We start from the raw sequence: 20,393 nt of genomic DNA on the forward strand, positions 1-20,393 counted from the left end.
TCGCGGCGCTTTCGGCGGGGGTACCCGCGCGTGCCGCACATCACGTCCGCGGCAAGATCACCGGGCCAGCCGGCCGAGCAGTGAGGAGGCCGCCGCGATGCCGAGCGCGGAGGCCACCGCGAGGACGGCGAAGTCGGTGCCGAGGTGCGCGGGCGTGCCGAGCAGCAGGCCGCGCAGGGCGTCGACCTGATAGCTCAGCGGGTTCACCGTGCTGACGGCCTGCAGCCAGCCCGGCATCACCGAGACGGGGTACAGGGCGTTGGAGCCGAAGAACAACGGCATCGTGATCGCCTGCCCGAAGCCCATCAGCCGGTCGCGGCTGAGCACGATGCCGGCGATGGTCATCGACAGGCAGGAGAAGAACGCGGAGGCGAGGACCACGGCGAGGGCGACGCCGAGCAGCTTCAGCGGGTTCCAGGTCAGGGCGACACCGAGCAGGGCGGCGATGACGATCACGACGATCGCCTGGATCAGCGACTTCACCCCGGCGGCGAACGCCTTGCCGGTGATCAGTGCCGAACGCGGGGTCGGGGTGACGAGGAGCTTGTTCAGGATGCCCGCGTCGCGCTCCCAGATGATCTGGATGCCGTAGAAGATCGCGATGAACATCGCCGACTGGGCGATGATGCCGGGCGCCATGAAGTCGATGTACGGGACGCCGCCGGTGGGTATCGCCCGGATCCGGGTGAAGGTCTGACCGAAGATCAGCAGCCACAGGGCGGGCTGGACCGCGCGGGTGTACAGCTCGGTACGGTCGTGCCGCAGCTTCTGCAGCTCGACGGCGCACATGGCGACGACCCGGGCGGGCAGCAGCCGCCAGCCGGCGCGCGGCACGGGCGGGCGGAGCAGCAGGGCGGTGTCGCTGCCGGGCGTGCGGTCAGCCGACGCGGCGCGCGGTGCGGCGGGTGCTGCGGACATCGCGGAAACCTCCTCCGGAGTGGTCGTCGAGGCCGCTGCCGGCGACGTCGCGGAAGACGTCCTCCAGCGTGGGCAGAGTGTCGGTGCCCTGGCGTTCGGCGAGGTCGCGGCGCAGCTCGGCCGGGGTGCCGAGGGCGCGGAGGCGGCCGCGGTGCATCAGGCCGACGCGGTCGCAGTACTGGTCGGCCTCGTCCATGTAGTGGGTGGTGACGAGGACGGTCATGCCGGTGGCCGCGCGGACGGCGTTGATGTGCTCCCAGACGCCGGTACGGGCGATGGGGTCGAGTCCGATGGTCGGCTCGTCGAGGATCAGCAGCCTGGGCGCGCTGACCAGCGCCTGGGCCAGCTCCAGGCGACGGACCATGCCGCCGGAGTAGGTCCCGGCGAGCCGGTCGGCGGCGTCCGTGAGCCCGACGGCGGTCAGCGCCTGGCCGACCCGTTCGGCACGCTCGCGGCGGGGCACGTCGAAGACCCGGGCGAACAGGGCCACGTTCTCCCGGCCGGTGAGCCCGCTGTCGGCGGACAGCTGCTGCGGGACGTAGCCGAGCAGCCGGCGCACCGCCATCCGCTCCTTCGCCGCGTCGTGCCCGAACACACCGACCATGCCGGCCGGGACCGGCAGGAGGGTGGTGATGCAGCGGATGGCGGTGGTCTTCCCGGCCCCGTTGGGACCGAGCAGCCCGAACACCTCCCCCTCCCGAACGGCCAGGTCGAGCCCGTCGACGGCAAGCGTGTCACCGAAGGCGTAGGCGAGCCGGGTACAGCTGACGGCATCGGCGACCGGGGTGCCGGTGGGCCCGGTGCGCGCGACTTCGGCGGCTGCATCGACGCCAGGGGCGGCCTCGGGTTGCGCGACTTCGGCGGCTGCATCGACGGCGTCGGTGACCGGGGCGGGGGCGGCTGCGGGACGCGCGGCTTCGGTCGGTGGGGCAGTGGCGGCGGATCCGGTGGCCGCCTCGCCGGTTCCGGCGGAGCCGGTGGCTGCCCCGGGGCCTTCGGTGGACCGGCCAGGGGCCGCACCGACGCCGCCGACTGCGGCAGGTACGTCGACGGGGGCGGGGGTGGCTGCGGGACGCGCGGCTTCGGTCGGTGGGGCAGTGGCGGCGGATCCGGAGGCCGCCTCGCCGGTTCCGGCGGAGCCGGTGGCTGTTCCGGGGGCGTCGGTGGACCGGCCAGGGGCCGCACCGACGCCGCCGACTGCGGCAGGTACGTCGACGGGGGCGGGGGTGGCTGCGGGACGCGCCGCTTCGGCCGGTGGGGCAGTGGCGGCGGATCCGGAGGCCGCCTCGCCGGTTCCGGCGGAGCCGGTGGCTGCCCCGGGGCCTTCGGTGGACCGGCCAGGGGCCGCACCGACGCCGCCGACTGCGGCAGGTACGTCCGGGGTGTTCGCGGCGTCACCAGTGGTGCCGGTGGTGTCCACCCCATCGCCGGGGCTGTCGGCGGTCTCCACATCGCCAGGGGCGTCACTGGTGCCGACGGCGGCTACCGGGGCGGCAGCGGTGCCGGCGTCGCCGCGGCTGTCCGTGGGGCCGGCGTCGTCGGGGGTGTCCGTGCTGTCCCTCGTCATGGGTTCTGGACCTCCGTCATGATCGTCGGCCTCCCGTCATGCTTCCTCGGCCTCCTCGTGCAGGCCGGCCGCCAGCCTGCGCAGCGCGGGCAGGGCCGCCCGCAGGGCCTCCCGATCGGTGTCGTCGAGGCGGGACACGTGAAGGCCGACGAGTTCGGCCCGGCGTCGCCTCCAGTCGCCGAGCCGTTCCTCGGCGGGCGCGGTCAGCCGCAGCCGGGCCGCGCGCCGGTCGGCGGGGTCGGTCTCGCGCAGCAGGTGTCCGCCCCGGACGAGCTGGTTGACCAGGGTCGACACGGAGTTGCCCGCCAGGTGCAGGGCCTTCGCCGCGTCCGAGACGCCGATGCCGGGGCGGGACTCGACCAGCCGGAGCAGTTCCACCTCGGCACCGCGCAGCCGGGGCCCGTTGAGCTCGCCGCGCAGCCGCCGCCGGATCAGCCGTTGGATGCGCACCAGCGCGTCCGCCAGTTCCTCCGGGAAGGTGTCGGACTCCGTTGTCGCTCGCCGCGACGCCTCGGTCTCCATGCCAGAAGATTATCTCTGCTACAGAGGTAATGCCCGGCCAAGTGAGGCCAAGGGCAGGGCAAAGGGATCTGATCGCATCCTATTTGTACTTAATTGTTTTGTGATGTCCGAGAGCGGGAAAAGGACGAACAGTGCTTCGGACCGGAGGCACGTCCGTGGGAGGCGGCTCTTTGCCGCACGCCCCGCTTCCCCCTTTCCCGGTCCGAGCGCGCCTCCCACGGTGTCTGTAGATCCAGCACCTGCTGAGAGAGGTGCGCACCATGCGTGTCACCGGCAGTACCACCTCCCATCCCCACGACGACGCCCCCGACACGGCGGAGTCCTTCGAGCGGCTCGCGACGCTGCCCGACGGCCCCGAGCGGCGGGCGTTGCGTGATGAACTGGTCCAGCTGTGGCTGCCCATGGCCGAGCGGATCGCCGTGCGGTTCCGTGGCCGCGGGGAGACGCTGGAGGACCTGTACCAGGTGGCCGCCCTCGGCCTGGTGAAGGCCGTCGACCACTACGATCCCGGGCGGGGCCGCGCCTTCGAGGCGTACGCCGTGCCCACCATCACCGGTGAGATCAAGCGCCACTTCCGCGACCACATGTGGACGCTGCACGTGCCGCGCCGGGTGCAGGACCTGCGCAACCGGGTCCGCGCCGCCGGCAAGGAACTGGCCCAGAGCACTTCGGGGCGCCCGCCCACCGTGGCGGAGATCGCCGCCCACACCCGGCTCACCGAGGACGAGGTGCGCACCGGCATGGAAGCGCTCGAGTGCTTCTCCGCGCTGTCCCTGGACGCCGAGGTGGCCGGCACCGACGGCTACGCGCTCGGGGACTCCCTGGGCGGCCTCGACCCCGGATACGAGCTCGTGATCGACCGCACCGCCGTCCGGCCCTGTCTGGAGGCACTGCCCGAACGCGAGCGCATCATCCTCTACCTGCGGTTCTTCCGTGGGATGACGCAGAGCCGGATCGCCCAGCAGCTGGGCATCTCACAGATGCACGTCTCACGGCTGCTCAGCAGCTGCTTCGACCGGCTGCGCGAGGAACTGCTCGCCGAGGTCCGCTGAGCCCGCAGAGGCCTCACTCCTGCGAGGCCTCGGGCACCTGAGTGGGGCCGTACCGGTCCAGAGCGTCCTCCAGCGCGGTCAGCACATCGGACGGGATCTCGCCGCGGCGGCCCCAGATGAGGATCAGCTCAGCGATGTTGCGCAGCTTGATGTTGGTGTGCTGGGAGACCTCCCTCAGTACTTCCCAGCCCTCGTCCGGCGTCACCCTGCCCAGGGCCACCACCATCCCGATCGCCTGGTCGACGACCGCGTGGGAGATCACGGCCTCCTTCATCTGGTCGACCTCGGCCTGCAACTCGGAGATCCGCTCGGACTCGCTCGCGCCCATGCCCCCATCGTGCTCGCCTGCCTGGACCGGTGCCACCGCGGGTACTCGACAGGCAGCCCACCCGCTTCCGGTTGGACACTGGTGCGAGAGCGGTGGCCGCCCGGCCCCGAGAGCAGGACGCGACTGACATGAACGACAACGCCCCCGTCAGTGGTGGACCGCGGAAACGAGACGTCGTCTCCACGCACTCCGTCTTCGGTGCCCCGTGCTGGGTCAGCCTGACCAGCCGTGACCTCGAGGCCACCCAGGACTTCTACTCGGCCGTCCTGGGCTGGCGCTGGCGCGGCGCCGAACTCGGCGAGCACTTCCGTATCGCCCTGGCGGACGGGGTGCCGGTGGCCGGGATCGCCGCCGTGGCGGCCATGTGGCAGATGGCCGTGGCCTGGACGCCGTACTTCGCGGTTCCGGACGCCGATGTGGCCGTGGCCCGGGCCCGGGAGCGCGGGGGTACGGCCGCCGTCGGGCCGCTGTCCTTCCCGCCCGGCCGGGCGGCCCTGCTCGCCGACCGGGACGGGGCCACCTTCGGGATCTGGCAGGGGGAACTGGTCGGCAACTGGGAGGCCTGGCGGCGGGCGTCACCGACCTTCATCCGGCTGCACACCCGCAACGCCTTCGACTCGGCGATCTTCTACGGCGAGATCCTCGACTGGGCGACAGGGGTGCCGGGCTGCTGCGAGGTGGAGTACGAGGGCGGCGAGGTGGTGCTGCGCAGCCAGGGCGACGTCGTGGCACGCATCGACTCGGGCGCGGTGGAGGCCGCCCCGGACCCCTCCGTCCGGCCGCACTGGCAGATCCACTTCGCCGTCGCGGACGTGACCGGCTGCGCCCGGGCGGCGGAGAAGCACGGCGGCAGCGTGCTGAGCGAGGACGAGGACGAGGCGATCCTCCGCGACGCCGACGGGGCCCAGTTCACCGTCACCTCACGCCGGCTGCGCTGATCAGCTCGCCACCCGGGACGGACGCGACAGCAGAACGAGACTGCGGGCCTCCACACGGAGCCTCGTGCCGGCCTTGCGTTCGCGCTCGTCGGGGATGCCGTCCGGGTCGGCGGTGTCGATCAGGGTCGTCCAGCGCTCGCCGAAGGTGTCGTCGGGCAGGCGGAAGTCGACCGGTTCCCAGTAGCCGTTGACGAGCATCAGGAAGGAGTCGTCGACCATCCGGCGCCCATAGGCGTCGCGTTCGGCGATGGCGTCGCCGTTGAGGAACACACCCACCGAGTGCGCGTCGCCGCGCTGCCAGTCCCGGGCGGTCATCTCGCGGGCGTCGGGCCTGAGCCACATCAGGTCGGGCAGCGGTTGCCTGGCGTTGGTCACGGTCTCGCCGTGGAAGAAGCGGCGCCGTCGCAGCACGGGGTGCGCGGCACGCAGCGCGATCACGTGCCGGGTGAAGTCCGCGAGGCCGCGCTGCTCCTCCGTCAGCTCCCAGTCGATCCAGGAGATCTCGTTGTCCTGGCAGTAGGCGTTGTTGTTGCCCCGCTGCGTGCGGCCGAGTTCGTCACCGTGGCAGAGCATCGGGATGCCCTGCGACAGCAGCAGCGTGGCCAGCAGATTGCGCTGCTGCCGGGCCCGCAGTTCGAGGACGGCCGGGTCCTTGGTGGGGCCCTCCGCTCCGCAGTTCCAGGACCGGTTGTGGCTCTCGCCGTCCCGGTTGTCCTCGCCGTTGGCCTCGTTGTGCTTGTCGTTGTACGACACCAGGTCGCGCAGGGTGAAACCGTCGTGCGCGGTGACGAAGTTGACGCTCGCGCGCGGCCGGCGCCTGCTGTGCTGGTACAGGTCGGAGGATCCGGTCAGCCGGGAGGCGAACTCGCCGAGCGAGCCGGGCTCGCCCCGCCAGAAGTCCCGTACGGCGTCCCGGTACTTGCCGTTCCACTCCGACCACAGTGGCGGGAAGTTGCCGACCTGGTAGCCGCCCTCCCCCACGTCCCAGGGCTCGGCGATGAGCTTGACCCGGCTGATCACCGGGTCCTGCTGGATCAGGTCGAAGAACGCCGAGAGCCGGTCCACCTCGTGGAACTGCCTTGCCAGCGTGGCCGCGAGGTCGAAGCGGAAGCCGTCCACATGCATCTCGGTCACCCAGTACCGCAGCGAGTCCATGATCAGCTGGAGCACGTAGGGGTGCCGCATCAGCAGGCTGTTGCCGGTGCCGGTGGTGTCGTAGTAATGCGCCCAGTCACCGTCGACCAGGCGGTAGTAGGACGCGTTGTCGATGCCCCGGAAGGACAGCGTGGGGCCCATCTCGTTGCCCTCGGCCGTGTGGTTGTAGACCACGTCGAGGATCACTTCGAGGCCGGCCGCGTGCAGCGCCTTGACCATCGCCTTGAACTCGTTGACCTGCTGGCCACGGCTGCCGAAGGCGGCGTAGGCGTTGTGCGGGGCGAAGAAGCCGATGGTGTTGTAGCCCCAGTAGTTGGACAGGCCGCGGTCCTGGAGCACGCCGTCCTGCACGAACTGGTGGACCGGCATCAGTTCCACCGCGGTCACGCCGAGCGAGGTCAGGTGCTCGATGACGGCCGGGTGGGCGAGGCCGGCGTAGGTGCCGCGCAGCCGCTCGGGGACCTCGGGGTGCGTCATGGTCAGGCCGCGTACATGGGCCTCGTAGATCACCGAGTCCGAGTACGGCGTGCGGGGCGGGCGGTCGTCGCCCCAGTCGAAGTACGGGTCGGTGACCACGCCCAGCATGGAGTGCCCGGCACTGTCGGCCGGGGCGGGGCCGTCCGGGGCGCGCTCGTACAGCGAGGCGTGGTTGTCGATCTGGCCGTCCACGGCCCGGGCGTACGGGTCGAGCAGCAGCTTCCGCGGGTTGCACCGGTGGCCGAGCGAGGGCTGCCAGGGGCCGTGCACCCGGTAGCCGTAGCGCTGGCCCGGTGCGATGCCGGGCAGGTACGAGTGCCAGACGAATCCGTCGACCTCGTGCAGGCGTACGGGGGTCTCCTTGCCGGCGTCGTCGACGAGGATCAGCTCGACCCGCTCGGCGACCTCGCTGAACAGGGCGAAATTGGTGCCCTGTCCGTCGAACGCGGCACCCAACGGGTAGGGCTGCCCGCTCCACACGGGCAGCCCTTTGCGTCGCTTGCGGGCGGTCACCGGCTGCCCTCCAGGGCGTCGTCCACCACAGCGGCCGGCGCGGCGACCTGCGCCGCGAGCGTGTCGTCCACCGCTCCGGCCGGCGCGGCCAGCACCGCGACCGGCGCCTCGCGCGGCACCTGGAGCCCCTCCCGCAGCGTCGGCGAGGGGGCGGTCGGCACCAGCGGGACGCGCTGGCCGGCGCGGGCGCGCTGCGAGAACCAGATGATCTTGCTGCCGGTGTCCGAGGCGCAGCAGCCCCAGCCGTCGCTCATGGCGGCGATGTCCGCGAGGCAGGCCCGCAGGTCCTGATCGGGGCGCAGGTCCGGGTCGTCGTCGCCGAAGGCGGTGATGAGGTGCTGGCCGTTCCACCACATCTCGATGGAGGTGTGCTTGTCCTTCGCGTGCTCGTCGATCGCCCGCAGCAGCAGTTCCGCGCTGCGGCAGACGGGATCCTCGAGGTTCTCGAGGTCCCAGTAGCGGAGGTGGGCGGCCAGGATGCGGCTGACCTGACCCACCCGTTCCGGGCTGACTTCCACGTCGAGGTGGTAGTAGCAGGGCACTGCGGTCTTCATCGTCGCTTGCTCCTCACCGGCGAAGCTCTCGCTCCCCTCGCCCGTCCGGGAGGGATCCCGGATGCCAGTCCGGGAATGGAGTCCCGGACACACAGCGTGAGCGCTGATCGCTTCTGAGTCACCTCCACGGTGACGGTGCTACGCCATTCGTGCAACACGAGACCCCGACACACCATCCGTCGTTGAAGATCCAACAAGACGCTGCGTCGTCGTCCGTGCACCATAAGTGAAAGCCTCGATCGCCGTAACGGTGCCGTGCCCTCCCGCGCGCGGACACCACCCGACCGTCGGGAACGCGCCCAGTCGAGAGCGTGGAAGGTGAAGAGGGCAATGCTGCTACCCGCCAAGGCCGAAGTGGCCCGGGCGTTGCGGCGTTACCGGGCGTGGGAGCGCGTCATGCTCGCCTCGCCCCACGACCGCACGGTCCGGGCCACCTTCGAGGACTCGGGCTACACGCTGTGCGTACTGATGGGCAAACGCTGCGCCCGCGAGGCCGCGGACGCCGCCGAACGCTATCTGCGCACCAATCTGGTCACCTACCTGCGCGAGCAGGACGGACGGCCGCGGCCGCACCGATCGGCCAGAAGAGCGCCGCCACCGGAGCGGCGTTCCACGGCGCCAAGCCCCTGACCTGGCACCGTACAAGGCGTTCCCCCCGGGGCCGGCGCGAGTCGGCCCCTCTCGGATCGCGAAGCCGGGCCGGGTGCCCGGCTTCGCGCACGGCGGAGGTGAGATACATGCCCAGGACCCCGGCCATCGGCCGCGTACCGGTACGTGACGTCCGGCCGGCCGTTGAGTGCGGCAGGCGCCCGGCGAAGGCGGTGGCCGGGGAGACCTTCCGGGTCACGGCCACCGTGTTCCGTGAAGGGCATGACGCCGTGGGCGCCAATGTGGTCCTGCGCGATCCGAAGGGCCGCCGCGGCCCGTGGACGCCGATGCGGGAGCTGTCCCCGGGCAGTGACCTGTGGGGTGCGGACGTCACCCCGGACGTGACGGGCCGCTGGACCTTCCGGGTGGAGGCCTGGAGCCATCCGCTGGCGACCTGGCAGCACACCGCCTCGGTCAAGGTGCCGGCCGGGATCGACATCGGGCTCGTGCTGGAGGAGGGGGCCGAGCTCTACGAGCGTGCGGCCGCCGGAGTGCCGAAGGGCCCGGATCGGAACGTCGTCCGCGCCGCCGCACAGGCCCTCGGCGACGACTCCCTGTCGGTCGACGAGCGCCTGCGGGCGGCCCTGTCGCCCGAGGTGGACGCGCTGCTGAGCCGCTATCCCTTGCGGGAGTTGGTCACCGCCTCCGACCCGATGCCGCTGCTGGTGGAGCGCGAACGCGCCCTGTACGGCTCCTGGTACGAGTTCTTCCCGCGCTCGGAGGGCACGGCCGAGCAGCCGCACGGCACCTTCCGCACGGCCGCGCGCCGGCTGAAGCCGATCGCGGAGATGGGCTTCGACGTCGTCTACCTCCCGCCCATCCACCCCATCGGCACCACCTTCCGCAAGGGGCCCGACAACACGCTCACCGCCGGGCCCGAGGACGTGGGCGTGCCCTGGGCGATCGGCTCCCCCGAGGGCGGCCACGACGCCGTCCACCCGGACCTGGGCACGATCGAGGACTTCGACTGGTTCGTGGCCCAGGCGCGCTCCCACGGCCTGGAGATCGCCCTCGACTTCGCCCTCCAGTGCTCCCCCGACCATCCCTGGGTGCAGAAACACCCCGAGTGGTTCCATCACCGGCCCGACGGCACGATCGCGTACGCGGAGAACCCGCCGAAGAAGTACCAGGACATCTACCCGATCGCCTTCGACGCGGACATGGACGGCCTGGTCGCCGAGACGGTACGGATCCTGCGGCACTGGATGGACCACGGCGTGCGGATCTTCCGCGTCGACAACCCGCACACCAAGCCGGTCGTCTTCTGGGAGCGGGTCATCGCCGAGGTCAACGGCACGGACCCGGACGTGATCTTCCTGGCGGAGGCGTTCACCCGGCCGGCGATGATGCACACCCTGGCCCAGATCGGCTTCCAGCAGTCGTACACGTACTTCACCTGGCGCAACAGCAAGCAGGAACTGACCGAGTACCTGGGCGAGTTGTCGGGGGAGGCGGCGGCCTGCATGCGGCCGAACCTCTTCGTCAACACCCCGGACATCCTGCACGCCTACCTCCAGCACGGCGGGCGCCCGGCCTTCGAGGTGCGGGCCGTGCTCGCCGCGACCCTCTCCCCCACCTGGGGCGTCTACAGCGGCTACGAACTGTGCGAGAACACCCCGCTCAGGGAGGGCAGCGAGGAGTACCTCCACTCGGAGAAGTACCAGCTCAGGCCGCGCGACTGGGAGGCGGCCGCACGCGAGGGCCGGACCATCGCCCCGCTCATCACCCGGCTCAACACCATCCGACGGCAGCACCCCGCGCTACAGCGCCTGCGGAACCTCCGCTTCCACCGGACCGACAACGATGCCGTGCTCGCCTACAGCAAGAGCGCGGGTACGGACACGGTCATCGTGGTCGTCAATCTCGACCCGCACCACACCCAGGAGGCCACGGTCTCGTTGGACATGCCGCAACTCGGCCTGGACTGGAGCTCTGCCCTGTCCGTGCACGACGAACTGACGGGCGAGACGTACCACTGGGGCAGGACCAACTACGTGCGCCTGACGCCCGGCAGCGCGCCGGCGCACGTGCTCCACGTCGGGCGTTCGACGCCCCGGAACGGAGGGCCCGCGGCCTCATGACCGTCAACGAACCCGTGCACGACACCTTCGAGGACACTCCCGCCAAGGACCGGGACCCGCAGTGGTTCAAGCGCGCCGTCTTCTACGAGGTCCTGGTCCGCTCCTTCCAGGACAGCAACGGCGACGGCATCGGCGACCTGAAGGGTCTGACGGCCAAGCTGGACTATCTGCAGTGGCTCGGCGTGGACTGTCTGTGGCTGCCGCCGTTCTTCAGGTCCCCGCTCAGGGACGGCGGTTACGACGTCTCCGACTACACCGCCGTCCTGCCGGAGTTCGGTGACCTCGCCGACTTCGTGGAGTTCGTGGACGCCGCCCACCAGCGCGGCATGCGCGTGATCATCGACTTCGTCATGAACCACACCAGCGACCAGCACCCGTGGTTCCAGGAGTCCCGCAGGAACCCCGACGGCCCCTACGGGGACTACTACATGTGGGCCGACGACGACAAGCAGTACGAGGACGCCCGGATCATCTTCGTCGACACCGAGGCCTCCAACTGGACCTTCGACCCGGTGCGCGGCCAGTACTACTTCCACCGTTTCTTCTCGCACCAGCCCGACCTCAACTACGAGAACCCAGCGGTCCAGGAGGAGATCCTGGCGGCCCTGAGGTTCTGGCTGGACCTCGGCATCGACGGCTACCGGCTCGACGCGGTCCCCTATCTCTACGCCGAAGAGGGCACCAACTGCGAGAACCTGCCCGCGACCCACGAGTTCCTGAAGCGGGTCCGGCGCGAGATCGACGCGATGTACCCGGACACCGTACTGCTGGCGGAGGCCAACCAGTGGCCCGAGGACGTCGTCGACTACTTCGGGGACTACTCCTCCGGCGGCGACGAGTGCCACATGGCCTTCCACTTCCCGGTCATGCCGCGCATCTTCATGGCCGTACGGCGTGAATCGCGCTACCCCGTCTCCGAGATCCTCGCCAAGACCCCGGCCATCCCCTCCGGCTGCCAGTGGGGCATCTTCCTGCGCAACCACGACGAGCTGACCCTGGAGATGGTCACCGACGAAGAGCGCGACTACATGTGGGCCGAATACGCGAAGGACCCACGGATGCGCGCCAACATCGGGATCAGGCGCCGCCTGGCCCCGCTCCTCGACAACGACCGCAACCAGATCGAGCTGTTCACCGCCCTGCTGCTGTCACTGCCCGGCTCGCCGATCCTCTACTACGGCGACGAGATCGGCATGGGCGACAACATCTGGCTCGGCGACCGCGACGCCGTCCGCACCCCCATGCAGTGGACCCCCGACCGCAACGCCGGTTTCTCGACGTGCGATCCGGGGCGACTCTATCTGCCGACGATCATGGACCCGGTCTACGGCTACCAGGTCACCAACGTCGAGGCATCGATGTCCTCGCCGTCCAGCCTGCTGCACTGGACCCGCCGCATGATCGAGATCCGCAAGCAGAACCCCGCCTTCGGACTGGGCTCGTTCACGGAACTGCAGTCCTCCAACCCGGCGGTCCTGGCATTCCTGCGCGAGTACGGCGACGACCTGGTGCTGTGCGTCAACAACTTCTCCCGCTTCGCGCAGCCCACCGAACTCGACCTGCGGGCCTACGACGGCCGGCACCCGGTCGAGCTGATCGGCGGCGTCCGGTTCCCGGCGATCGGTGAGCTCCCCTACCTGCTGACCCTGCAAGGCCACGGCTTCTACTGGTTCCGGCTCACCCGAGTCGCATCCCGCATCGGCCGCCGTCGCTGACCGACCGGCGCCGAGGAAAGGACGCGTCACCATGCCGAAGACCATCACTGTCCGACCGAGAACGGTGGCGGGTCTCGACGGGCCCCTGGCCTCGCTCGGCGGGCTGCTGCGCCAATGGCTGCCGAGGCAACGCTGGTTCGCGGGCAAGGACCGGCCCGTCACCGATCTGTCGGTGCTCTCCGTGACCGAACTGTTCCCGGGGTGTCTGCATCTGCTGGTGCACGCCTCGCACGCGCCCGTTCCCACGCCGGGAGGCAGCTCCCCGCCCGGTGACTGCTACCAGCTGCTGCTCGGTCTGCGCGAACACCTCGCCCCGCGTCTGGAGCGGGCGTACATCGGCCGGGCCGAGCACGGCCCGTTCGCCGGCCTCGCCGTCTACGACGCGCTGCACGACCCGCGCTCGGCGAACCTGCTGCTGGAGCGGCTGCGGCAGCCCGGCGCGGCCGGCCCCCTGCGGTTCGAGGCCGACCCGGCCGCCCCCGTGCCCGGCGGTCTGCCGCCGCGCCTGCTGGACGCCGAGCAGTCCAACTCGTCGATCGTCTACGGCGACGCGTACATCCTGAAGGTCTTCCGCCGGATCCAGCCGGGCGTCAACCCGGACCTGGAGGTGACGGCCGCGCTCGCCGCACAGGGGTGCACCCGGGTGCCGGCGCCGGTGGCCTGGTTCGGTACGACCGCACCGCAACCCGCCACTCTGGGCGTGCTGCAGCCCTTCCTGCCGGACGCGACGGACGGCTGGACGCTGGCGCTGCGCGCGCTCGCCGCCGGTGACGACTTCACCGCCGAGGCACGCGCACTGGGCCGGGCCATGGCCGAGGTGCACCTCGCACTGGCCGAGGCGTTCGGTCCGGCCGGGCCGGGCGAGAACGGCCGTACGGCCGAGGCGATGTGCGCGCGGCTGGACGCGGCCGCGCACGCCGTGCCGGGGCTGGTGCCCTACGTGCCGGGGCTGCGGGCCGCGTTCCGGGCGCTCGCCACCTGCGACACGGGGCCGCCCGCCCAGCGCATCCACGGCGATCTGCACCTCGGGCAGGTGCTGCAGGCCGGCCGTGACTGGTTCGTCATCGACTTCGAGGGCGAGCCGTCCCGGCCGCTCGCCGAGCGGCGGGCCCCGCACTCCCCCGTACGGGACGTGGCGGGGATGCTGCGCTCCTTCGACTACGCGGCCCGGCAGCGCCGCCCCTGGCGACCCGAATGGGCGCGCCGCTGCCGGGAGGCGTTCTGCGCGGGCTACGCGGCCAGCGCCGGCTGGGATCCACGCAAGAAGCACGCGCTGCTGCGCGCGCACGAGACGGACAGGGCGGTCTACGAGGTGCTGTACGAGGCAAGACACCGGCCCGACTGGCTGCCGGTACCGATGGCGGCGATCAAGCGGCTCGCCGTGTGGGGAGGATGACGTCATGGCCCTGCGCGACACCTCGCGTCCCGAGGCCGCCGGCCCCGCGCCGGCCCCGGCCCCGCCGCTCGACCCGGCCGACCACGGCCGGCTGCTCGGCGGCGCCCACCACGATCCGCACGCCCTGCTCGGCGCCCACCCGGTCCCGGGCGGCACCCTGTTCCGGGCGCTGCGTCCGAACGCGCGCGCCGTGCACGTCGTGGTCGACGGAGTGCGCAGCCCCCTGCGCTCGGAGGGCGACGGTCTCTTCGCGGCCGTCCTGCCGTACGCGGAGATCCCGTCGTACACGCTGCTGGTGACGTACGACGACGCCGAGCAGGAGGTGCACGATCCGTACCGCTTCCTGCCCGCCCTGGGCGAGCTGGACCTGCACCTGATCCGTGAGGGCCGGCACGAGCAGCTGTGGCAGGCGCTCGGCGCCGAGCCGATGACGCACCAGGGCGTGACCGGCACCCGCTTCACCGTGTGGGCGCCCAACGCCCAGGGCGTGCGGGTGGCCGGGGACTTCACGTACTGGGACGGCACCCAGTACCCGATGCGGTCGCTCGGCGCGTCCGGGGTGTGGGAGCTGTTCCTGCCCGGGATCGGCGAGGGCGCCCGCTACAAGTTCGAGATCACCTCGCGGTACGGCCACCGGTTCCTCAAGGCCGACCCGATGGCGCGGTGCACGGAGGTGCCGCCGGACACGGCCTCGATCGTCACGGCCTCGGCGTACGACTGGGGCGACGCGGAGTGGATGGCCCACCGGGGTGACACGCCCGTGCACCAGGCGCCGTTCTCCGTGTACGAGGTGCATCTGCCGTCCTGGCGCCCAGGGCTGAACTACCGCCAGCTCGCCGAGGAACTGCCCGCATACGTGAAGGAGATGGGCTTCACGCATGTCGAGCTGATGCCGGTCGCCGGGCATCCGTTCAGCGGCTCCTGGGGCTACCAGGTGACCTCCTACTACGCGCCGACACCCCGCCTCGGCTCGCCGGACGACTTCAGACACCTGGTGGACTCCCTGCACCGGGCCGGCATCGGCGTGATCATGGACTGGGTGCCGGCGCACTTCCCCAAGGACGACTGGGCGCTGGCCCGGTTCGACGGGGACCCGCTCTACGAACCCGGGAACGCGACGCGCGCCGAGCACCCGGACTGGGGGACGTACGAGTTCGACTACGGCCGCACCGAGGTACGCAACTTCCTGGTCGCCAACGCGGTGTACTGGTGCCAGGAGTTCCACATCGACGGGCTGCGCGTGGACGCGGTCGCCTCGATGCTCTACCTCGACTACTCGCGGGATTCCGGCCAGTGGGAGCCGAACGTCTTCGGCGGGCGGGAGGACCTGGACGCGGTCGCCTTCCTGCAGGAGATGAACGCCACCGTCTACCGGCGCTGCCCGGGCGTGGTGACCATCGCCGAGGAGTCCACCGCCTGGGACGGGGTGACCCGGCCGACGGACAGCGGCGGGCTCGGCTTCGGGCTGAAGTGGAACATGGGCTGGATGCACGACTCGCTGCAGTACATCCAGAAGGAGCCGGTGCACCGCAAGTACCACCACAACGAGATGACCTTCTCGATGGTGTACGCGTACAGCGAGAACTACGTCCTGCCCATCTCCCACGACGAGGTGGTGCACGGCAAGCAGGCGCTGGTGTCGAAGATGCCGGGCGACTGGTGGCAGCGGCGCGCGAACCACCGCGCGTATCTCGGCTTCATGTGGGCTCATCCGGGCAAACAGCTGTTGTTCATGGGCCAGGAGTTCGCCCAGGGGGCGGAGTGGTCCGAGGCGCACGGCCCCGAGTGGTGGCTGCTCGGCGACGACTACCACTCGGCCGGGGACCACCGGGGCGTGCGGGACCTGGTACGGGACCTGAACACCGTGTACCGGGCGACCCCGGCGCTGTGGCAGCGGGACACCGATCCGGGCGGCTTCCGGTGGGTGCTGGGCGACGCCGCGGACGACAACGTCTTCGCGTTCCTGCGGTTCGCCGCCGACGGCTCCCCCCTGCTGTCGGTGTCGAACTTCTCCCCGGTCGTCCGGCACGACTACCGGCTGTGGACCGGCGAGGAGATCCCGGCCTGGCAGGAGGGGCTGAACACCGACGACCTCCGCTACGGCGGCAGCGGGGTCGGCGACGAGGGGCTGCTGAAGCCCGAGGACGGGTTCCTGACGCTCACGCTGCCGCCGCTGGCCACGGTCTGGCTGGCGCCGGAGCACTGAAACCACAGGTGTCGGCTGCCCGCCCAGGGGCAGTCGGGGGTCGTACAGAGCCTCGACTGCCCGTCGTGGCATGGACACGGAAGGGTGGCACCACGTGCGCACCGTGGGAGTGGAGGAAGAACTCCTTCTGGTCGACCCGGACAGCGGCGAGCCGAAGGCACTGGCGGCGGCCGTCCTGGCGCGGGTCGCCCATGACGATCCGGGGCAGGAGGTCTTCGAGAAGGAGCTGTTCCGGCAGATGCTGGAGTTCGCCACTCATCCGCAGTCGGACATGGCGGACCTCGGCGAGGAGATCGTGCGCTGCCGCAAGGAGGCGGCGCGGCACGCCGGGGAGCTCGGCTGCGCGGTGGTGGCGCTGGCCACCTCTCCCCTGCCGGTCAGCCCCGCCCTCAGCGTGAACGACCGCTACCAGTGGCTGGCCGAGCACTACGGGATACCGACGTGGGAGCAGCTGGTGTGCGGCTGCCATGTGCATGTGTGCGTGGAGTCCGACGAGGAGGGCATCGCCGTCCTCGACCGGATCCGCCCCTGGCTCCCGGTCCTCCGCGCGATCAGTGCGAACTCGCCGTTCTGGCAGGGCCGGGACACCAGCTACGCCAGCTACCGCAGTCAGGTGTGGAACCGCTGGCCGTCGGCCGGGCCGACCGAGCCGTTCACGTCGGCCGAGCGGTATCACCAGCGGGTGGCGGACATGGTGGCCACCGGGGCGGTGCTGGACACGAGGATGGTCTACTTCGACGCGCGGCTGTCCGCCCGCTATCCCACCGTCGAGGTCCGGGTGGCGGACGTGTGCCTCGGCGCGGACACCGCCGTGCTGATCGCGACGCTGACCCGCGCGCTGGTGGAGACGGCCGCACGTGACTGGCGGGCCGGCCGGCCGGCGCCCGGCCACAGCGTGAGCCTGCTCCGGCTCGCCGACTGGCAGGCGGCCCGGTTCGGCCTGGAGGAGAACCTGCTCGACCCGGCGGCCATGCGGCCCGAACCCGCGCCACAGGTGCTGCGGTCGCTGCTCGCCCACACCGGGGACGCGCTGACCGCGACCGGCGACGCGGACCGGGCCGAACAAGGCATCACGGAGCTGCTGCGGCGCGGCAACGGGGCCCGCGAGCAGCGCAGGCTGCTGGAGCACGGCGGCGGCCTGCGGGAGGTCGTCACCGAGTGCGTCCGGCGTACCCAGGGCTGACCGCCGGGCGTGACCAGGGCTCACCGCCCGCGGTCAGAAGATCAGCACCAGGGCGTACACCAGGAAGAACAGCGCGACCAGGGCGACGACGACGAGGATCAGCGTCAGCGGCGCCTTGGCCCACCCGCGGGGCGGGTTGTGCGTCTCCTGGGGCCCCGCCTCGGGCATGCTGCTCTCGGCGGGCGGCGTCTCGCCGGGCGGTACCGAGCCCCCGGGCTCCAGCCCGGTGGTCCGCTCCGGTTCCGGATCGGGGTTCACATGACTCATGTCTGCCGAGTCCCCAGGACACGGCCGCATCATCAGCCGATCACGACTTCCTCGTTCGCGGCACCGAACACGTTCCGCTGGGCTACATTCGAGCACCGCCGACACCGAGCCGGTCGGCGGTGTGACCCTCTGTACACCCAGGAGCAGCGCATGCCCGACGTCGCCCTCGCTCCCGCCGTTGCCCCGCCGCTCACCGGCGGTCTCGCCGACAGCGTCTTCGACACCGCGGAGCGCAGTCCCACCCTGCCGGTGCTCGCCCACCGGGCGGACTCGGCGGCCACCGTGTGGCAGGAGGTGACGGCCGTCGAGCTCCGCGACGAGGTCGTCGACCTGGCCAAGGGGCTGATCGCCGCCGGGATCTCCCCCGGCCACCGGGTGGCCCTGATGTCCCGTACCCGCTACGAGTGGACGGTGTTCGCCCACGCCCTGTGGACCGTGGGCGCCGAGATCGTGCCCATCCATCCGGCCTCCTCGCGGGACCAGGTCGAGTGGATCCTGCGGGACGCCGGCTGTGTGGCCGTGGTCGTGGAGGACGAGCAGGGCGTCATGACCGTCGGCACGGTGTGCGCCGGGCTGCCCCGGCTGCGCCACGTCTGGCAGCTGGACGCGGACGCGCTGCCCGAACTCGCCGAGCTGGGCACGGTCGTGCCGTACACCACCGTGGAGTCGCTGCGCCGGATCGTGCTGCCGGACGCCACCGCGGCGGTCGTGTACACCTCCGGCACCTCCGGCCGTCCCCAGGGCTGCGCGCTGAGCCACCGCAACCTCGCCTACCCCTGCGACACGCTGCTGGCCGGCTGGCTGCACACCGCGGCCCCGCCGGGCGTACAGCCGTCCGTGCTGGCGTTTCTGCCGTTCTCCCATGTGTACGGCCTCATGATCATGCTGATGTGCGTGCGCGGCGGTGCCCTGATGGGGCACGAGCCGGAGCTGACCGAGGCGTCGCTGGCGTCGGCGCTGACCACGTTCCGGCCGACGTACCTGTACGGCGTGCCGTCGGTGTTCGAGAAGCTCTACAAGAAGTTCCTGCAGGCGGCCGGGCAGGCCGGCCGGGGTGCGCTGTTCGAGCGGGCGGCGCAGACCGCGCGGGACTTCGCCGAGTCGCAGGAGCGCCAGCGGCTGGGCACCGGGCCGGGGCCGGGGTTCGAGCTGAGGCTGCAACACGCCCTGTACGAGCGGACGGTGTACCGCAGGCTGCGCGCGGCGCTCGGCGGGCGGGTGGTGCGCGGCACCTCCGGCGGTTCCTCGCTCAGCCGGGAACTGTCGCTGTTCTACGAGGGCATCGGGGTGTTCGTCCACGACGGGTACGGCCTCACCGAGGCCTCCGGCGGGATCACCATGCAGCCGCTCGGCCGGGAGAAGTCCGGCACGGTCGGCCGGCCGCTGCCGGGCACCGAGATGCAGGTGGCCGACGACGGGGAGATCCTGGTGCGCGGCCCGTCGGTGTTCCAGGGGTATGCCGGCGACGAGCCGGCGACGCGGGCCGTGCTGCGCGGCGGCTGGCTGGCGACCGGGGACATCGGGCGGATGGACTCCGAGGGCTATCTGACGATCACCGGGCGCAAGAAGGACATCATCGTCACCAGCGGCGGCAAGAGCGTCGCCCCGGCGCCGCTGGAGGAGCGGCTGCGCATGCATCCGCTGGTCCACCAGGCGGTCGTGATCGGCGACGACCGGCCCTGCGTCGGCGCCCTGATCACTCTGGACCCGGACTTCCTCGCGCACTGGCGGGGCACCCTGGCACTGCCGGGCGACAGTCCCGGCCGGGAGAGCCGTGAGGAGAGCGCGCTGCGGGAGGAGATCGCGCGGGCCGTCGCCTCCGCCAACAGCGCCGTGTCCCGGTCGGAGTCCATCCGGGTCTACCGGGTGCTGCCGGAGCCGTTCGCCACGGACAACGGACTGCTCACCCCGTCGATGAAGCTGCGCCGGGACGCCATCGTGCGGCACTACGCCGCCGAGATCGACGCCATGTACCAGGCGCGGTCCCGGGCGGCGCGATGGCCGCAGGAGCCGGCGGACTGGGACGAGCAGGACGACGTCTTCCGCTGACGCCCGCCGTCCGGGAACATCGTCGGGATCACCAGGCGGCGGGTGCATGGCGTCGCGCGGCCGGGGCACCTTCCGGCCGAGGGCCACGAGGAGGAAGTCCGACTGCAGGACCCGACCGATGCGGACGGATATCCGGCCCGGCTGCGGGAACTCGCAGGCACAGAATGAGATCAGCACCGACAGCCGTCCTGGTCACAGGGCCGAGCCACGGCCCTGACCGACCGGGACCGGGGAATGCGAGATGGCGACGGAGCCGCGTGGGAACGACACACCGCCCTCGGAGGACGGGTACGAGCGCACCTTCTCCTTCGACGGTGAACTGCGCAATGTCACGGAGGCCCGGCTCGCGGCGGAGAACTTCCTGTGCGCGCTCGCCACCCAGGCCCCGCCCGCCGCGCCCGAGTACTGGGACGACATCCTGCTGGTCGTCACGGAGCTGGCCGCCAACGTGATCCAGTACGCGCCCGGGCCGTTCGGTCTGCGGATGCGCCGCACCTTCGACGGCGTGCACGTGACGATGCGCGACACGAGCACCACCAAGCCGGAACCGCGGCCCTTCCACCCGCGCACGGGCGGCGGCGGAATCGGCTGGCACCTGGTGCACACGCTGTGCACGCAGGTCAGCGTCGTCGTCCATGACGAGGGCAAGGACATCCATGTGTTCCTCCCCTGGTGACCGCGGCACGTGTACGACGTGTATCTGTGCGACAACCGGTTACTCCAGCCCCAGCGGGGGCATGCTGGTGCCCACGCGTTCGTCTGCCTGCCGCACCCGGCTGGCGGGACGGCTCGGGGCACGGTGGGATCACAGGTGGTGCGCACCG

16 protein-coding genes and 1 pseudogene are annotated in these 20,393 nt (G+C 71.4%); 10 read left to right on the forward strand and 7 right to left on the reverse strand.

What is annotated here, in order from left to right; genetic code table 11:
• Positions 1–57: 57 nt before the first annotated feature.
• The 3 genes and pseudogenes from FB563_RS34525 to FB563_RS34535 all read right to left on the reverse strand — a co-directional run bounded on the left by FB563_RS34525 (position 58) and on the right by FB563_RS34535 (position 3,007).
• Positions 58–918 carry an ABC transporter permease gene (locus FB563_RS34525; protein WP_055708617.1) on the reverse strand — a complete coding sequence of 287 codons (861 nt, stop codon included), beginning with the start codon at positions 916–918 and terminating at the stop codon, positions 58–60.
• Positions 878–1,693 (reverse strand): annotated as a pseudogene (locus FB563_RS34530) (ABC transporter ATP-binding protein); the annotation flags it as partial. The pseudogene FB563_RS34530 and the gene FB563_RS34525, both read right to left, overlap by 41 nt.
• An 828-nt stretch (positions 1,694–2,521) precedes the next feature.
• Entirely contained in the window at positions 2,522–3,007 is a 486-nt protein-coding gene (locus tag FB563_RS34535) for a MarR family winged helix-turn-helix transcriptional regulator (RefSeq protein WP_055708618.1), read from the reverse strand.
• A gap of 260 nt (positions 3,008–3,267) precedes the next feature.
• Between FB563_RS34535 and FB563_RS34540 the strand changes: the two genes are divergently transcribed.
• Positions 3,268–4,059 (forward strand): RNA polymerase sigma factor SigF, encoded by a 792-nt coding sequence (locus tag FB563_RS34540; protein WP_055708624.1) that lies wholly within the window; start codon positions 3,268–3,270, stop codon positions 4,057–4,059.
• A gap of 13 nt (positions 4,060–4,072) precedes the next feature.
• On the opposite strand, the gene FB563_RS34545 is transcribed toward FB563_RS34540, so the two are convergent.
• Positions 4,073–4,387: an ANTAR domain-containing protein gene (locus tag FB563_RS34545; protein WP_055708619.1), complete on the reverse strand. Its 315-nt coding sequence runs from the start codon at positions 4,385–4,387 to the stop codon at positions 4,073–4,075.
• Between the two features lie 128 nt (positions 4,388–4,515).
• Here FB563_RS34545 and FB563_RS34550 point away from each other — a divergent pair, with 128 nt between their 5' ends.
• The gene (locus FB563_RS34550) at positions 4,516–5,325 is read left to right on the forward strand and encodes a VOC family protein (protein WP_055708620.1); all 810 of its coding nucleotides are present in this window, start codon (positions 4,516–4,518) and stop codon (positions 5,323–5,325) included.
• Here FB563_RS34550 and glgX read toward each other — a convergent pair whose 3' ends face one another.
• Both glgX and FB563_RS34560 read right to left on the reverse strand, forming a co-directional pair.
• The gene (gene glgX, locus FB563_RS34555) at positions 5,326–7,470 is read right to left on the reverse strand and encodes a glycogen debranching protein GlgX (protein ID WP_107100739.1); all 2,145 of its coding nucleotides are present in this window, start codon (positions 7,468–7,470) and stop codon (positions 5,326–5,328) included. It lies immediately after the preceding gene.
• Positions 7,467–8,024 (reverse strand): hypothetical protein, encoded by a 558-nt coding sequence (locus FB563_RS34560; protein ID WP_055708621.1) that lies wholly within the window; start codon positions 8,022–8,024, stop codon positions 7,467–7,469. The genes glgX and FB563_RS34560 overlap by 4 nt, the downstream gene beginning before the upstream one ends.
• Before the next feature lie 330 nt (positions 8,025–8,354).
• Between FB563_RS34560 and FB563_RS34565 the strand changes: the two genes are divergently transcribed.
• The 6 genes from FB563_RS34565 to FB563_RS34590 all read left to right on the forward strand — a co-directional run bounded on the left by FB563_RS34565 (position 8,355) and on the right by FB563_RS34590 (position 17,253).
• Positions 8,355–8,654: a DUF5133 domain-containing protein gene (locus tag FB563_RS34565; RefSeq protein ID WP_055708622.1), complete on the forward strand. Its 300-nt coding sequence runs from the start codon at positions 8,355–8,357 to the stop codon at positions 8,652–8,654.
• A gap of 107 nt (positions 8,655–8,761) precedes the next feature.
• A complete protein-coding gene (locus FB563_RS34570) occupies positions 8,762–10,753 on the forward strand; it encodes an alpha-1,4-glucan--maltose-1-phosphate maltosyltransferase (RefSeq protein WP_142219150.1) in 1,992 nt (663 codons plus the stop codon).
• Positions 10,750–12,468 (forward strand): maltose alpha-D-glucosyltransferase, encoded by a 1,719-nt coding sequence (gene treS, locus FB563_RS34575; protein ID WP_055707908.1) that lies wholly within the window; start codon positions 10,750–10,752, stop codon positions 12,466–12,468. The genes FB563_RS34570 and treS overlap by 4 nt, the downstream gene beginning before the upstream one ends.
• Positions 12,469–12,499: 31 nt before the next feature.
• Entirely contained in the window at positions 12,500–13,864 is a 1,365-nt protein-coding gene (locus tag FB563_RS34580) for a maltokinase N-terminal cap-like domain-containing protein (protein WP_055707907.1), read from the forward strand.
• Between the two features lie 4 nt (positions 13,865–13,868).
• Positions 13,869–16,070 carry a 1,4-alpha-glucan branching enzyme gene (glgB, locus tag FB563_RS34585; protein ID WP_055707906.1) on the forward strand — a complete coding sequence of 734 codons (2,202 nt, stop codon included), beginning with the start codon at positions 13,869–13,871 and terminating at the stop codon, positions 16,068–16,070.
• Between the two features lie 94 nt (positions 16,071–16,164).
• Complete coding sequence (locus FB563_RS34590) at positions 16,165–17,253, forward strand: glutamate--cysteine ligase 2 (RefSeq protein WP_055707905.1); 1,089 nt, start codon at positions 16,165–16,167, stop codon at positions 17,251–17,253.
• Positions 17,254–17,286: 33 nt separating this feature from the next.
• Here the strand turns inward: FB563_RS34590 and FB563_RS34595 are convergent, their stop codons facing one another.
• Positions 17,287–17,520, reverse strand: a complete 234-nt coding sequence (locus FB563_RS34595) for a DUF6480 family protein (protein ID WP_055707904.1) — start codon at positions 17,518–17,520, stop codon at positions 17,287–17,289.
• A 150-nt stretch (positions 17,521–17,670) separates the two neighbouring features.
• Between FB563_RS34595 and FB563_RS34600 the strand changes: the two genes are divergently transcribed.
• On the forward strand, positions 17,671–19,569 hold the full coding sequence (locus FB563_RS34600) for an AMP-dependent synthetase/ligase (protein ID WP_055707903.1): 1,899 nt from the start codon (positions 17,671–17,673) through the stop codon (positions 19,567–19,569).
• A gap of 241 nt (positions 19,570–19,810) precedes the next feature.
• Positions 19,811–20,245: an ATP-binding protein gene (locus FB563_RS34605; RefSeq protein ID WP_055707902.1), complete on the forward strand. Its 435-nt coding sequence runs from the start codon at positions 19,811–19,813 to the stop codon at positions 20,243–20,245.
• Positions 20,246–20,393: the final 148 nt, after the last annotated feature.

It is taken from the genome of Streptomyces puniciscabiei, assembly GCF_006715785.1.
Taxonomy (GTDB): Bacteria; Actinomycetota; Actinomycetes; order Streptomycetales; family Streptomycetaceae; genus Streptomyces; species Streptomyces puniciscabiei.

Coding starts and splice junctions, on each gene's coding strand:
- FB563_RS34525 (WP_055708617.1), bottom strand. CDS start 918: ATGTCCGCAGCACCCGCCGCACCGCGCGCCGCGTCGGCTGACCGCACG.
- FB563_RS34535 (WP_055708618.1), bottom strand. CDS start 3,007: ATGGAGACCGAGGCGTCGCGGCGAGCGACAACGGAGTCCGACACCTTC.
- FB563_RS34540 (WP_055708624.1), top strand. CDS start 3,268: ATGCGTGTCACCGGCAGTACCACCTCCCATCCCCACGACGACGCCCCC.
- FB563_RS34545 (WP_055708619.1), bottom strand. CDS start 4,387: ATGGGCGCGAGCGAGTCCGAGCGGATCTCCGAGTTGCAGGCCGAGGTC.
- FB563_RS34550 (WP_055708620.1), top strand. CDS start 4,516: ATGAACGACAACGCCCCCGTCAGTGGTGGACCGCGGAAACGAGACGTC.
- FB563_RS34560 (WP_055708621.1), bottom strand. CDS start 8,024: ATGAAGACCGCAGTGCCCTGCTACTACCACCTCGACGTGGAAGTCAGC.
- FB563_RS34565 (WP_055708622.1), top strand. CDS start 8,355: ATGCTGCTACCCGCCAAGGCCGAAGTGGCCCGGGCGTTGCGGCGTTAC.
- FB563_RS34570 (WP_142219150.1), top strand. CDS start 8,762: ATGCCCAGGACCCCGGCCATCGGCCGCGTACCGGTACGTGACGTCCGG.
- treS (WP_055707908.1), top strand. CDS start 10,750: ATGACCGTCAACGAACCCGTGCACGACACCTTCGAGGACACTCCCGCC.
- FB563_RS34580 (WP_055707907.1), top strand. CDS start 12,500: ATGCCGAAGACCATCACTGTCCGACCGAGAACGGTGGCGGGTCTCGAC.
- glgB (WP_055707906.1), top strand. CDS start 13,869: ATGGCCCTGCGCGACACCTCGCGTCCCGAGGCCGCCGGCCCCGCGCCG.
- FB563_RS34595 (WP_055707904.1), bottom strand. CDS start 17,520: ATGAGTCATGTGAACCCCGATCCGGAACCGGAGCGGACCACCGGGCTG.
- FB563_RS34600 (WP_055707903.1), top strand. CDS start 17,671: ATGCCCGACGTCGCCCTCGCTCCCGCCGTTGCCCCGCCGCTCACCGGC.
- FB563_RS34605 (WP_055707902.1), top strand. CDS start 19,811: ATGGCGACGGAGCCGCGTGGGAACGACACACCGCCCTCGGAGGACGGG.